At 41.5% G+C, this 13,890-nt stretch carries 16 protein-coding genes; 7 read left to right on the top strand and 9 right to left on the bottom strand.

The annotated features are described in order from the left end of the window. Positions 1-21: 21 nt before the first annotated feature. From B9Y77_RS01400 to B9Y77_RS01360, 9 genes are read right to left on the bottom strand one after another with little or no spacing between them, the layout of a single operon-like run. Entirely contained in the window at positions 22-1,059 is a 1,038-nt protein-coding gene (locus B9Y77_RS01400) for a glycosyltransferase family 2 protein (RefSeq protein ID WP_085490179.1), read from the bottom strand. Continuing rightward, a complete protein-coding gene (locus B9Y77_RS01395) occupies positions 1,044-1,976 on the bottom strand; it encodes a glycosyltransferase family 2 protein (protein ID WP_073424433.1) in 933 nt (310 codons plus the stop codon). Before B9Y77_RS01395 ends, B9Y77_RS01400 begins: the two co-directional genes overlap by 16 nt. Further along, complete coding sequence (locus B9Y77_RS01390; protein ID WP_073424434.1) at positions 1,949-2,932, bottom strand: glycosyltransferase family 2 protein; 984 nt, start codon at positions 2,930-2,932, stop codon at positions 1,949-1,951. The genes B9Y77_RS01395 and B9Y77_RS01390 overlap by 28 nt, the downstream gene beginning before the upstream one ends. Beyond that, a complete protein-coding gene (locus B9Y77_RS01385) occupies positions 2,914-3,855 on the bottom strand; it encodes a glycosyltransferase family 2 protein (protein ID WP_073424435.1) in 942 nt (313 codons plus the stop codon). The genes B9Y77_RS01390 and B9Y77_RS01385 overlap by 19 nt, the downstream gene beginning before the upstream one ends. A gap of 13 nt (positions 3,856-3,868) precedes the next feature. Beyond that, the gene (locus B9Y77_RS01380; protein WP_073424436.1) at positions 3,869-4,843 is read right to left on the bottom strand and encodes a glycosyltransferase family 2 protein; all 975 of its coding nucleotides are present in this window, start codon (positions 4,841-4,843) and stop codon (positions 3,869-3,871) included. Next, positions 4,825-5,760, bottom strand: coding sequence for a glycosyltransferase family 2 protein (locus tag B9Y77_RS01375; protein ID WP_083555674.1), 936 nt, complete (start codon positions 5,758-5,760; stop codon positions 4,825-4,827). Before B9Y77_RS01375 ends, B9Y77_RS01380 begins: the two co-directional genes overlap by 19 nt. 25 nt (positions 5,761-5,785) lie before the next feature. Next, positions 5,786-6,598: a polysaccharide pyruvyl transferase family protein gene (locus B9Y77_RS01370; protein WP_073424438.1), complete on the bottom strand. Its 813-nt coding sequence runs from the start codon at positions 6,596-6,598 to the stop codon at positions 5,786-5,788. Positions 6,599-6,658: 60 nt separating this feature from the next. Beyond that, complete coding sequence (locus tag B9Y77_RS01365; protein WP_073424439.1) at positions 6,659-7,927, bottom strand: ABC transporter ATP-binding protein; 1,269 nt, start codon at positions 7,925-7,927, stop codon at positions 6,659-6,661. Beyond that, on the bottom strand, positions 7,924-8,784 hold the full coding sequence (locus B9Y77_RS01360) for an ABC transporter permease (RefSeq protein WP_073424706.1): 861 nt from the start codon (positions 8,782-8,784) through the stop codon (positions 7,924-7,926). The genes B9Y77_RS01365 and B9Y77_RS01360 overlap by 4 nt, the downstream gene beginning before the upstream one ends. Positions 8,785-8,899: 115 nt before the next feature. Between B9Y77_RS01360 and B9Y77_RS01355 the strand changes: the two genes are divergently transcribed. The 7 genes from B9Y77_RS01355 (at position 8,900) to B9Y77_RS01325 (ending at position 13,708) form a co-directional block, all read left to right on the top strand. Continuing rightward, positions 8,900-9,925, top strand: a complete 1,026-nt coding sequence (locus B9Y77_RS01355) for a sulfate ABC transporter substrate-binding protein (RefSeq protein WP_085490178.1) — start codon at positions 8,900-8,902, stop codon at positions 9,923-9,925. 208 nt (positions 9,926-10,133) lie between these two features. Beyond that, the gene (locus B9Y77_RS01350; RefSeq protein WP_012820006.1) at positions 10,134-11,363 is read left to right on the top strand and encodes an O-acetylhomoserine aminocarboxypropyltransferase/cysteine synthase family protein; all 1,230 of its coding nucleotides are present in this window, start codon (positions 10,134-10,136) and stop codon (positions 11,361-11,363) included. Between the two features lie 166 nt (positions 11,364-11,529). Then, positions 11,530-11,778, top strand: coding sequence for a sulfurtransferase TusA family protein (locus B9Y77_RS01345; RefSeq protein ID WP_012820007.1), 249 nt, complete (start codon positions 11,530-11,532; stop codon positions 11,776-11,778). Positions 11,779-11,811: 33 nt separating this feature from the next. Beyond that, positions 11,812-12,018, top strand: a complete 207-nt coding sequence (thiS, locus tag B9Y77_RS01340) for a sulfur carrier protein ThiS (RefSeq protein WP_085490177.1) — start codon at positions 11,812-11,814, stop codon at positions 12,016-12,018. Next, positions 12,018-12,827, top strand: a complete 810-nt coding sequence (gene thiF / locus B9Y77_RS01335; RefSeq protein ID WP_073424443.1) for a thiazole biosynthesis adenylyltransferase ThiF — start codon at positions 12,018-12,020, stop codon at positions 12,825-12,827. Before thiS ends, thiF begins: the two co-directional genes overlap by 1 nt. Positions 12,828-12,836: 9 nt before the next feature. Next, a complete protein-coding gene (locus tag B9Y77_RS01330; protein WP_085490176.1) occupies positions 12,837-13,247 on the top strand; it encodes a M67 family metallopeptidase in 411 nt (136 codons plus the stop codon). Positions 13,248-13,327: 80 nt separating this feature from the next. Further along, positions 13,328-13,708: a M67 family metallopeptidase gene (locus B9Y77_RS01325; RefSeq protein WP_085490175.1), complete on the top strand. Its 381-nt coding sequence runs from the start codon at positions 13,328-13,330 to the stop codon at positions 13,706-13,708. The last annotated feature ends 182 nt before the right edge of the window (positions 13,709-13,890 follow it).

Raw genomic sequence — 13,890 nt, 5'->3', positions numbered from 1 at the left:
GCTCCAAAAATGGAAATAATGTTATTTTTTGAAAAAATCTTTACCCGCTGTTCCTTGTCGAGTCCATAATATAAGGTATATGCACCATCCCAGCCATTTTTTTAAGTCACGCAAAAACATAGATGGATGTTCCAGCCTCATCCAAACCTTCCGTAGATTCCACACAGTTTTAACAGCCCAAGGAGATGACACACTTAACAACCATCTGTCCATGGGCCTCCATACACCTGACTCATCCATATAGCGCTTTATATCTTTGACAAACGGATGGTGGGAGTCGCTGTGATATCGAACATCTTTCAGAGTCAGATTAAAGAACACCATTCGTTGTTTCATTTGCAACAATGGAAACCTATTTCCCCAAACTCCCATTACCATATTATCAGCTAAACCACATATCTTTTGACAATAGTCAAAGGTTAGAGAATTTATGTGCATAGTTGATAGGGGGTTGTATCTTCTATAATACATTGACTGTTTATATACTCTTATATCTTCCTTATTATCTATTGCGATTTGTAAATTCATTAAATAATCCTCTCCAAGGACATAGTAACGGGGAAACGCTAAAGTTCTTTCATTAAATAATGATTTGTGAAACAGGCGACCAAATGGTGCCACATAAATGTCCCTTGTATAAATCATTTTTAAATACTCATCTTTACTTATTATATCTGGAAGCTTTTGGATTAAATTGATGTTATGTGTATGTCCACTAAGAACAATGTTCGTTTTTTCAGATAGTTCAACCATATACTCTAATCCGTTATCCAAAAGTATATCATCAGAATCCACGAACATAATCCACTCACCATGAGATTTTTCTACACCCCGTCTTCTTGCTGCTGTAGTTCCAAGGTTATCTTGCTCAATGTATATCACATTGGGACGATTCTCATACTTCTTGCAAATATCACCAGAGCCATCTGTACTTCCATCATTCACAAGAATCAGCTCAATATTCTTGTATGATTGCGACAGAACAGACTGAACACATTCTTCAACGTATTCTGCCGTGTTATATACAGGGACTATTATACTGACTAACGAATTATCCATAACCAGAAAAAGTATATGTATAATAGCACTTGATATATGATAGAATGCCCTTTACGCAGGTCATTTAGTGCTTTCAATTTTGAAGGATATATTTCGTCAAGCTTATAAAAATAATATTTGAACAACCTTCGATCCTGTTTTAACATCCTCCATAGATAAGGCTTTAACCTACGTTCTCTATCATATTTATTTCGTATCAAAAATCTGTCAGCCATAAAAGCCACCTCCGCCCTTATCTCTAACTCTCTAGGCTTAGAACAAAAATCATCTGCTAATGAATTAGGGCGGGAAGTACTAACATAAAGGATTTCATTGATAACTTTAATGCTTTTAGCATAATAACCAGATTGCATAGAAAATATTATATCATTACCATACATTACTTCGTCAAATCGAATATTGTATTTGTTTATCAAATCCCTTTTCATCATTTTGCCCCATGGAACATCCAGCCTAACTCTTATATACCATTCATCACCATCCGAAAGATATTGATCAATTCTCCTATTTATATGAGGATCCCTAACTGTTTCTATATTAACATTATCAGAAAGAACCGACTTCTTTTTGAAGAAAATGATATCTGCTTCTGAATCAATATCGGATAATATCAAATCATACATATCTTCAACAAAAAAGTCATCTGCATCTGCAAACAGGAGCCATTTTCCTTTTGCATGATCTAAACCGATATTCCTGGCATAACCAGCCCCTCCATTTTTAGGTGCACGAATAAATTCGAGGAAAGGACGGGAAAGTTCTGGATATCTTTCCAAATATGTGTCTGCATCTAGGCTATCATCATCCACTACGATCACCTGAATGTCTTCAGACACAGGGATGGATTTCAGACAGCGCATCAGCAAGTCTGGAATATCGTAATGAGGAATTATGATACTAAACAGCGGCTTATCCATATTTTAAACGAATAAAAATACAATTTGATTTTGAATCTACAAGAACAACCTTTAGTGATGTCTTTGAGCGCGGCTATCTTTGATGTATAGATTTCGTCCAATCTTATGAAGTAGTACTTAAATAAATTCCTGTCCTGGCTTAACATCCTTTTTATGTAAGATACAATTTCTCTTCCTTGGCTCATATTGTGTTGAAATAAAAAAGAATCATATCTGAATGCAGCTCCTGCTCTAATTCTTAATTCATCAGGTTTTTTACAAAATTCATAAGTCGCTGAACCTTCATGATATGTCACGACATATAGAACAGTATCAATGGCTTCGATCTTCTTTGCTAAACAACCTACATGTACGGAAAAAAGAATGTCATTAGAATACTTGATTTCTTCAAAACAAATGTGATGATTCTCTACCAGACTTTTCTTAATCATTTTACCCCATGGTACATTATATCTGGTTCTTACTGGCACCTCATCACCCGTTTTGAGATAAATATCCATTATTTTATCAATATAGCCACTTCTGGATGATTTGCAGTTCAGATTATCAGAATAAACTGCCCGTTTCTGGAAATAGATAACATCGGCGTCAGATTCTACATGCGTATTAATAATATCATACATATTGCCCACAAAGAAGTCATCTGCATCTGCAAACAACAGCCATTTCCCTTTTGCATGATCTAATCCGATATTTCGGGCATATCCAGCCCCTCCATTCTTAGAAGCACGAATAAACTCTAAGTATGGACGAGACAGCTCTGGATATCTTTCCAAATAGGTATCTGCATCAGGGCTGTTATCATCCACTACAATCACCTGAATATCTTCAGATACAGGTATTGACTTCAGACAGCGCATCAGCAAGTCCGGAATATCGTAGTGAGGTATGATGATACTAAACGTAGGACACATAGATTTTATATTTGCCATAATACTTACAGGAGTCTTGTCCATACCAATAATGAATATAAATAGAATTTAATCTTGAATCTTCGGGGACTATTCTTGCAAATATCCCGTAATGCCGATAACTTTGACGGATAGATTTCTTCCAACTTGAAGAAGTAGTACTTGAACAACCTCCTGTCATGCGTTAACATCTTAACTAAAAAAAATTTCAATCGATGCTCTCTACAAAAATCATTTTGCAGCATAAATTTGTCCATCCGAAAGGCTGCCTCTGCTCTAAGTTTCAACTCATTGGGCTTTAAACAAAAATCTGACATCTGGGAATCAGGACGAGAAGTGACAACGTAAAGGACCCTATTAACAACCTGAATTGTCCTTGCGTAATAGCCTATCTGTAAAGAACAGTAAGCATCATCAGCATACATTACTTCGTCAAAACGGATGTCGTGTTTGACCATCACATCTCTTTTAACCATTTTACCCCATGGTACATACATTTGTGCTCTAATAGGCCACTCGTCACCGTCTATCAGGTATTGATTAATTATTTTGTTTACATGAGCATTCCGTTTTGCTTCTCTATTTATATCTGCTGAAAGAACCGAATTAGATTTAAAGTATATAACATCTGTTTCTGAATCAACGTATGAGCAGATGATATCATACATGTCTTCAACAAAGAAGTCATCCGAATCAGCAAACAATATCCATTTCCCTTTAGCATGGTCTAATCCTACATTCCTGGCATAGCCTGCACCTCCACCTTTTGTCGTTCTGATAAACTCCAGATAGGGGCGTGACAGTTCCGGATACCTCTCCAAGTAGGTGTCAGCATCTGCACTATTGTCGTCTACCACAATCACTTGAATGTCCTCAGATACAGGGATTGACTGTAAGCACCGCATTAGAAGATCCGGTATCTCTTTATGAGGAATGATAATACTAAATGTAGGATGCATTGTTTTCATGTTTGTTGAATATTCACAGAATCCTTGCCCATATCAGCAATGAATATATATACAACTTGATTTTAATAAACAGAGATGTACCTTTGCTAATATCAAGCAATGCCAATAGTTTTGATGGATATAATTCGTCTAATTTATAAAAGTAATATTTGAATAAAGAATGGTCTTTCTTCAACATTATCAATAAATATTTTCTCATAGACCTAACTCTACAGATATTATGCCTAATCAAGAATTTTTCTTCTCGGAAAAACACTTCTGCCCTTGTTTTCAATTCACCTGGCTTGGTGCAAAATTCTGCACTTAATGATTTGGGACGAAAAGTCACGACATATAGGGTTATATTTGCAACCTTGATGATTCCTGCATGATAACCAACAAGCATGGAAAAATATACATCAGCCGAATACACTACTTCGTCAAATCGGATATTGTATTTAACAACTAAATCCCTTTTTACCATCTTGGCCCATGGAACAAACAACTTAAATCTTACAGGCCATTCATCACCATCTTTCAAACACTGATCAATCTTTCTATTCATCCAAGAACATCGATTTGATTCTATGTTTATATTCTCCGAAAGAACCGCCTTGTTTTTGAAGTATATGACATCTGCTTCCGAATCAACGTATGAGCTGATGATGTCATGCATATCTTCAACAAAGAAGTCATCCGCATCGGCAAACAGCAGCCATTTGCCTTTAGCATGCTCCAGTCCTACATTCCTGGCATAGCCAGCTCCTCCGCCCTTAGTCGTTCTGACAAACTCCAGATAAGGGCGTGACAGCTCTGAGTATCTTTCCAAATAGGTGTCAGCACCCACACTGTTGTCATCCACCACAATCACCTGGATATCCTCAGATACAGGTATTGACCTCAAGCATCGCATCAGCAAATCCGGAATGCCTTTATGGGGTATGATGATACTATACGTTGGAGTCATCGTTTTAATATTTGCGACAATACTTACAGAATCCTTGTCCATACTAAAAATGAATATAAATAGAATTTAATCTTGAATCTTAGGGGTTTGTTCTTGCAAAAATCCCGCAGTGCCGATAACTTTGACGGATAAATCTCATCAAGTTTAAAGAAGTAGTATTTGAACAGTTTCCGGTCATTATTGAACATGAGTAACAAATATTTTTTCATGGACCTTTCCTTACACATTTGATGCTGATGCAAAAACAGATCAGAACGATAATGCACTTCTGACCTTATTCTTAACTCATTTGGTTTTGAACAATAATTAGCCACTAACGAATCGGGGCGGGAAGTCAAGACATAAAGGACTTTATTAACTACCTCAATAGTTTCAGCATGATATCCTACAAACAAAGAGAAAAACACATCATTTGAGTATCTTATTTCTTCAAAGCGGATGTTATATTTATTAATCAAATCTCTTTTGATCATCTTGCCCCATGTAGGACAATACATAAATTTTAAAGGCCATTCGTCACCATTCGCATAATAATTATCAACTATCCTATCAATATTAATATCCCTATCTGTTTTTTGGATAATATTTTCTGAAAGTACAGATTCTTTCTTGAAATAAATGACATCTGCTTCTGAGTCTGAATTTGAAGTAATGATATCATACATGTCTTCCACAAAGAAGTCATCGGCGTCAGCAAATAGCAACCATTCACCCTTTGCATGATCCAATCCTATATTGCGAGCATAGCCAGCGCCTCCGCCTTTTGTCGTTCTGATAAACTCCAAATAAGGACGCGACAGTTCTGGATATCTTTCCAAATACGTATCGGCATCTGGACTGTTGTCATCCACCACGATCACCTGTATATCTTCAGATACAGGTATTGATTTCAGACAGCGCATCAGCAAGTCTGGAATATCGTAATGAGGAATTATGATACTAAATAACATCTTACTCATTTATAGGTAGACTTATTTATATAGTTTATCTAGGGAAGACCGAAAAGATTTCATCTTTCTTCTTTTCAACAACAGAAGGCTCTATGCAATAATCATCTATAATAGACTGAATAGTTGGCCAAGTGGTTGTCGTCACATCTATAGGGTTGTCTTTCAATCCATATGATGAATAATAGTCGGCAAACTTAAATCCGTCACCCAACATTCTCTCTCCATAAGGATACAAGAGTATATGCTTATTGGGGATATGAAAACTATCTGCTACTATCAATCCATGCAAACTACTTGACAATATGGTTTCACATGATGCTATTTCCTTGACCACATCTATTGGCTTCTTTCCCAAATCAATGATTACTGAATCAGAATATTTTTTCTTCATTTCACCAACAAATGGCGAATCCTTTTCTTTGTAATGAGGAATAATTCCTAAACGATATTTCTTTGGCGGTTTTTCACCAATCCATCTGTCAACAAGCAATCCTCCATCACCTGTAGGTATATTAAGATCTTCTCCTAAAACTCTCTCAACTCTATTTTTAGAAAGATTTCCTCTCAATGATAAAAACTTAAGATTTCTAAATTGAACTATATTCTCTTCTTTAGTATTATAATCCATGAAACCAGTTCCCCAAATATAAAAAGGATCAATATTGAATAATTTTATTATTACTTGTTTTATTTGTCTTTTAAAATTGACTGAATACAGCGCACGAAGTCGAAGTGCAGATGATAAAGAACTGCCAATGGCAAATATATTACTTTCTTTTTTACTTACTCTTTGAACTTTAATTTGAAATAAAGACTCAAGCATGTCTTTATTAAGCAAATCACCCATGTTTGGTATTTGAGGATAGTAAATTCTATATTCCATCACTAATGTCTATCAAATTATTAATTATACTGATTCCAGGCCCCAAAAACCATCCCTTGAAAGGTTGATTGGGTGCGCAAATTGGTCATAAAAACCTTCAACACGGATGGTCTGGCAATTGGGCGCTTTAAAAAACACCTGACAATTGGGTTCGTATAAAGCCATGTCTATGGTATAAGCGCCATCAGCCATGTATTTGGGAAGACGAATGTGGCGCTCAATGGCAAATTCACTAGGTGGAATATCGTTAAGATGCCCTTTATAACGACCTTCCATATAACATGCCATTGGAGTTCCATCCAACTTTTTTATGACCAACTTGATGTCACACCTCATGGGTTCACTGGTATTACCCTTGACAAGCACATCAAATACTTCCTGACCATGGTTGAGGGATGTGAAGTTATATGGCGTGTTGTTTATCTGGATTTCGCTAATTTTCAAGAAACTCTTGCATTCTTGGATGCAATCGGTCATCAGTTTCTGTTCCTCCGCTTGAGAGGTAGATGATTCCATATAATGATTGACGGCTTCATCGACTGTGCCGATGAAAGCCGTCATGCCATCGCGAAGGACGACACCCTTCTGACAGAGACTACGGACTGCAGCCATATTATGACTTACAAAAAGAACAGTCCTTCCTTGCCCTTTCGACACATCCTGCATCTTGCCGATAGCTTTCTTCTGAAATTCGGCATCGCCTACGGCCAGTACCTCATCAACTACCAGAATCTCTGGCTCCAAATGAGCGGCAACAGCAAACCCTAAGCGCACCTTCATACCCGACGAATAGCGCTTGACGGGGGTGTCGATATAACGCTCGCAACCAGAGAAATCAACGATTTCGTCGAGTTTGCGGGTAATCTCTGCCTTGGTCATGCCCATGATGGCACCATTCATATAGATGTTCTCACGACCTGTCATCTCTGGGTGGAAGCCTGTACCTACTTCAAGCAGTGAGGCAATACGACCGCAGACGTTAATCTCGCCAACGGTTGGAGCAGTCACACGAGAGAGTAATTTCAGCAAGGTACTCTTACCTGCGCCATTCTTGCCAATGATGCCTACTACATCGCCTTGCTCCACACTGAAATTGATATCCTTCAGCGCCCATACAAAATCGCTGTCGCCCTTCGTGGAACGTATGTTGGTATCGCCAATCTTCAGGAAGGGATCTTCCTTGCCCAAGACATTCATGGCCCACCAACGACTCAAGTCATTTTTGAAGGTACCTGTGGATACCAGCCCCAAGCGATATTGCTTGCCTACATGATTAAACTCAATAGCCTTCATACAGTATCCATAAAATTACGTTGTACCTTATTAAATATAACGACGCTGAATAGCAGCAGTACACTCATAAACAAGAAACTATAGCCTAAGGCGAACCATGAGAAATAGCCCTGTCCCAACGTGGCATACTTGAAAGCCTCGATAATGGAGGTCATCGGGTTGGCCATAATCAGTGTGCGTAGGGGCCCTTCTTCCACCATGCTGAGTGGATAGACAATAGGCGTAGCATACATCCAGAGTTGGACGATAAAAGTGAAGAGAATCGTGAAGTCGCGATACTTCGTGGTAAGCGAGGAGATCAGAATTCCAAAGCCAAGACCAAGGCCAGCCAGCATCATGACCAAGAGGGGAGTAAGCAGAATAGTCCAATTAGGGGCAATCGGAGCACCCTTCACAAAGAAATAGAGATAGAGCACCACAAAGAGTCCTACCTGAATGACAAATCGCAACAGATTGGATATCACCACAGCGATGGGCACCACCAAACGGGGAAAATAGACCTTGCCGAACATATTCTGGTTGGCTACGAAAGTGTTTGACGACTGGTTCAGACAGTTAGAGAAATAGAACCAGCAGATGTTGCCAGCCATATAAAACAAGGCCTGGGGCATCCCGTCGGTACTCATCTTAGCAATATTTCCAAACACCACCATATTCATGATAACGGTCAAAATGGGTTGTATCAGATACCAAAGCGGCCCCAGTATGGTCTGCTTATACTGCACCACGATATTGCGCCTGACGAACAGTTCTATCAGGTCGCGGTAATGCCAGATTTCCTTGAAATCAATATGCCACAGTTTTTCATGTGGCTTAATTTTCATTGTCCAGTATTGTTTTTGCTCTGTTTCAGACATAATTGGATTACAATAAAAATAAGAAAATAATACACATTTTGTTACCATGCGCAAGAAAAACAAACATATTGGGAATAAAATATTACTATCATTCTCAATAAGAAGGAATTTCACTATGAATCTGCATTTTTTCAAGACGGTTTTTGCGGTGGCGCTGGTGGTGGGCGCGGGTTGTTTTTTCGGTTGCAGTTCGGAAAAGGCTCCCGAGATTGAGAACAACTCGCTTATCAACGTGTCTTACGACCCGACGCGTGAATTCTATTCCAATTACAATCATATTTTTATGAAGCATTGGAAAGAGGCTACCGGCAAAGATGTGAAGATCACGCAGTTTCATGGCGGTTCGGGCAAGCAGGCGCTTGAGGTGGTGAACGGGCTTGAAGCGGATGTGGTCACGCTCGCGCTGGAATACGACGTGGACATTGTCCGTGACGCAGGGCTTATTGAAAACGGCTGGATCAAGGAATTCCCGCGCAACAGCGCTCCTTACACTTCGACGATTGTGTTTCTCGTGCGCAAGGGGAATCCCAAGAAAATCAAGGACTGGAACGATCTCGTCAAGGACGGCATCGGCATCATCACGCCAGATCCCAAAACTTCGGGCGGTGCGCGCTGGAATTATCTCGCGGCCTGGGCTTATGCAGAAAAGCAGTTCAACGGCGACGAAGCGCAAATCAAGGGATTCATGAAGAAGCTATACCAGAATGTTCTTGACCTCGCTTCGGGGGCGCGCGGTTCTACAAATACGTTCATTGAAGAGCACAAGGGCGATGTGTTGCTATCTTGGGAAAACGAGGCGTTCCTTTCGCTCAAGGACTATCCTAAGGATTACGAAATCGTGATGCCGAGTGTGAGCATTTTAGCAGAGCCATCTGTCGCGATTGTAGACAAGATTGTAGACAAGCGCAACACACGTAAACTTGCGACGGAATACCTGAATTATCTATACTCTGACGAAGCGCAGCATGTTGCGGCAAAGCATCATTACCGTCCGACAAACAAGGCGATTCTTGACGAGTACAAAGAATTCGATCAGAATGTCAATCTGATTACGATTGAGCATTTTGGCGGTTGGGAAAATGCACAGAAGACGCACTTTTCCGAGTATGGGATTTTCGACCAGATTTACGAGAAAAATTAAGCATTTCAAAGCGCAAATAAAGTAACAAAATCCTAGTTATAGAAGCACCTCGTTCAATAGCTGAGCGAGTTTTTTTTATAGCAACCAAAAACCTCTTTCCTATAGAAAATACCTATTAAAAGCCATATAAAATTAGTATTGGACAATTACACATTTGCGTTCTATATTTACCCACAAAATTTATAGGATTATGTACGGAGAATGTTGAATGGATTTTAATACGACTTTATTGCATCATAATTTTGAAAGTGAACGAAGTACCGGCTCTACGCTTACCCCTATTTATCAAGTCAGTGCATTTTCGCAAGAATCCGCAGAGAAACTCGAAGCTGTTTTTAACAATAGGGCTCCGGGTTTTGCATATACGCGCATTGGAAACCCCACGACAGATTCTTTCGAAAGGCGCATTGCATCTCTTGAAAAGGGCATTGGAGCCATAGCCTGCTCGTCGGGCATGGCTGCCGTGACGATGTCGCTCTTGAACATTTTGCAGTCCGGCGACGAAGTTATTGCAAGTACGGCATTGTTTGGCGGCACGATTGACTTGTTCCATGATTTGGAAGCATTCGGCATTAAAACCCGTTACGTCACAGAAGTTACCGCTGAGAGCGTTCGTTCGCAATTGAGCGATAAGACCAAGGCAGTTTTTACAGAACTTATCGGCAACCCGAAACTCAATGTCGTTGATATTCAAAGCGTTGCAGATGTCGCACACGAAGCAGGCGTCCCGCTGATTGTCGACAGCACGACGGCAACTCCTTACCTTGTTCATCCTTTTGACTTTGGCGCAGATATCGTTGTCCACTCCTCTTCCAAGTACATCAACGGAAACGGCAGTGCCATCAGCGGCATCATCGTCGATAGCGGAAAATTCAAGTGGGATTACACCAAATACAAGGGCTTGGAAGAATACAAGCGCTTTAGCAAGTTTGCGTACCTCGCGAAGCTCCGCAACGGTGTCTGGCGCAATATTGGTTGTTGTCTCGCACCCGCTACCGCATTCCTGAACTCGCTCGGGCTTGAAACTCTCGGACTCCGCATGGAACGCCTTTGCGATAACGCCTTGCAACTCGCTGAATTTTTGCAGGGTTTCGAAGGCATCAAGGTCAACTACCCCGCATTGAAAGGCAATCCCTATTACGATCTCGTTCAAAAGCAGTTTAACGGCAAGGGCGGCGCCATCATCTCGATTGACGCAGGCTCCAAGGAAAAGGCTTTCAAGCTCATCAACAACTTGAAATACGCTACAATAGCCACGAACATTGGCGACTTGCGCACACTCGTCATCCACCCGGATAGCACGATTTTCACGCACAGTACCAAACTGCAAAAAGAAAACGCAGGCGTATTCGAAGGTTCCATCCGCATCAGCGTAGGCATCGAAGATATTGCCGACCTCAAGGAAGATTTCGAACAAGCTATAAAGCAAATTTCGTAGAAGGACAGCCCCCAAAAGGTGTCATTCTGAGCGAAGCGCAGCGTAGTCGAAGAATCCGCGAGCAACCTATAGAAAATTTCAATAACTCAGCATAAAAATTAAGTATTGGACAAGTTAAAAAACGCGTTCTATATTTAGCATCAAAATTAAAGTACGGAGATAAAAAATGTCAGAAGAAATTAAAGTAGACGATACCGTCGACGTCACCGACGTCAAATGCCCCACTACATTTGTCAAGGCTAAAGTCGCTATCGAAGAACTTGACGAAGGTCAGATTCTCGCAATCCGCCTGAACGACGGCGAACCGGTGCAGAATGTGCCGCGCAGCCTCAAGGAAGAAGGTCACGAAATCCTCAAGCTCAACGACAATCAGGACGGAACCTTTACGCTCTTTGTGAAAAAAGTCGGGGACTAACCAATAATTTTTAACCAAAAAGGAATTTCAAACATGATTATTACTGTTGCAGGAAACAAGAAAGAAGTTAAAGACGGCCTCACCGTCGCAGAACTCATTGAACAAGAAAAGGTCGAAACACCGCAATACGTGACCGTTTCCCTGAACGATGAATTTGTTGAAAACGACAATTTCGCAACAACCGCCCTCAAGGACGGCGACAACGTCGAATTCCTCTACTTCATGGGAGGTGGTCAGTAATGGCTTTTACTAACGAACAACTCGAACGCTATTCCCGCCACATCATCCTCAAGGAAGTGGGCGCAAAGGGCCAGAAGAAGCTTTTGAACGCCAAGGTGCTTGTCATTGGCGCAGGTGGCCTCGGTGCTCCTGTCGCTATGTACCTCGCTGCCGCAGGCGTTGGCACCATCGGCATTGCCGATGCAGACGTCGTTGACCTTTCCAATTTGCAGCGCCAGATTATCCACGCGACAAAGGACGTGGGCAAGCCCAAGGTGCAGTCCGCCAAGGAAACGATGGAAGCGATGAATCCGGATGTCAAGGTGATTACGTACCACACGTTCGTCACTAGCGAAAACATCATGGACCTCATCAAGGATTACGATTTTATCATTGATGGAACCGACAACTTCCCGGCAAAGTTCCTCATCAACGACGCTTGCGTCATGGCCAAGAAGCCGTTCTCTCACGCGGGCATTATCCGCTTCCAGGGGCAGCTCATGACGTACGTTCCGGGTCAAGGTCCGTGCTACCGCTGCGTCTTCAAGGAACCCCCTCCGAAAGATGCCGTGCCGACTTGCAAGCAGGCAGGCGTGATCGGCGCTATGGGCGGTGTTATCGGAAGCCTCCAGGCCATGGAAGCCGTCAAGTACATTCTCGGTGTTGGCAATTTGCTCACGGGCTACTTGCTCACCTACAATGCGCTCACAATGGAATTCCGCAAGATCAAGCTCCCGACGAACACGAAGGATTGCGCAGTCTGCGGTGACCACCCGACGATTGACCATCTGATCGACTACGAACAAGCCGTCTGTGAGATGAAGCACTAAGGAATTTCAATGATTACAATTTCAAAAGATAATTATCAAAAAATCCTGGAGCATGCCCAGAAGAACCTCCCCGAAGAGGCTTGCGGGCTGATTGCCGGGAAAATTGAGGGGAACGACAAGCATATTGAAAAGATTTACCTGCTCACGAATATTGACCATTCCAATGAGCACTTTTCGCTTGACCCCAAGGAACACTTAGCCGCCATCAAGGATATGCGCCAAAACGACCTATCCCCGCTTGGTAACTGGCATTCCCACCCCGAGTCCCCGTCGCGCCCGTCGCAAGAAGACAAGCGCCTCGCTTTCGACAGCAAGGCAAGCTACTTGATTCTTTCGCTGATGGATCGTGAAAATCCGGTGCTCAATTCGTTCCATATCGAAGGCGACAACGCCACGAACGAAGGCTTGGTGATAGGGTAAAAGGTCTCCGTACAAGTGGCGCCCCTGGGATCCTTCTGAAATTCCGATTCCGGGGGCGCTTTTTTATAGGGGAAATTTTAATGATGGCCAAATATAGTAAAAACATTTATGAACAAATGGTTTTAGCAGCCAAAAAAGCATATCCGAACGAATGCTGCGGCATTTTGGTGGGTAAAAAGTCCGAAAGGGGCGAAATCGAAGTCACCGAAATTCGCGAAGCCGAGAACCAGTTTCAAGGGCAAAAAGCAGTCCACTTCAAAATAGACCCGCTATATCTTTACCACTTGGAGCAAGAACTTGAAGTCCGCGGCCTTGAGATTGTCGGCATTTACCATTCGCACCCCGACTGCCCCGCCATTCTCTCCAAAGAAGACGAAAAATACATGGTCCCCGGCCTCGAATACGTCATCATGTCTGTGCAAAACGGCGAAGTCGTGGATGTGAAAAGCTATAGGAAATGAGTTAAGAGATTCTGTTGTAAAAATATTTTTCCATCATTCTTGCTAACGGTTGGTTGCAAAATTTAGGCTGATTCCGTTTTTTGAGATTTCCGTTTGTAGATTTACCTCGAACTTAAAAAAAAGAGGTCTAAAAGGATAATGCCAAGCAACACCAAAGTTCACGCTCAAGGGAAAAAATATAT

The sequence above is a fragment of the Fibrobacter sp. UWB13 genome, assembly GCF_900177805.1.
GTDB lineage: Bacteria > Fibrobacterota > Fibrobacteria > Fibrobacterales > Fibrobacteraceae > Fibrobacter.
The sequence above is the reverse complement of the archived record's forward strand: the minus strand, read 5'-3'. Positions and strand labels throughout refer to the sequence as shown.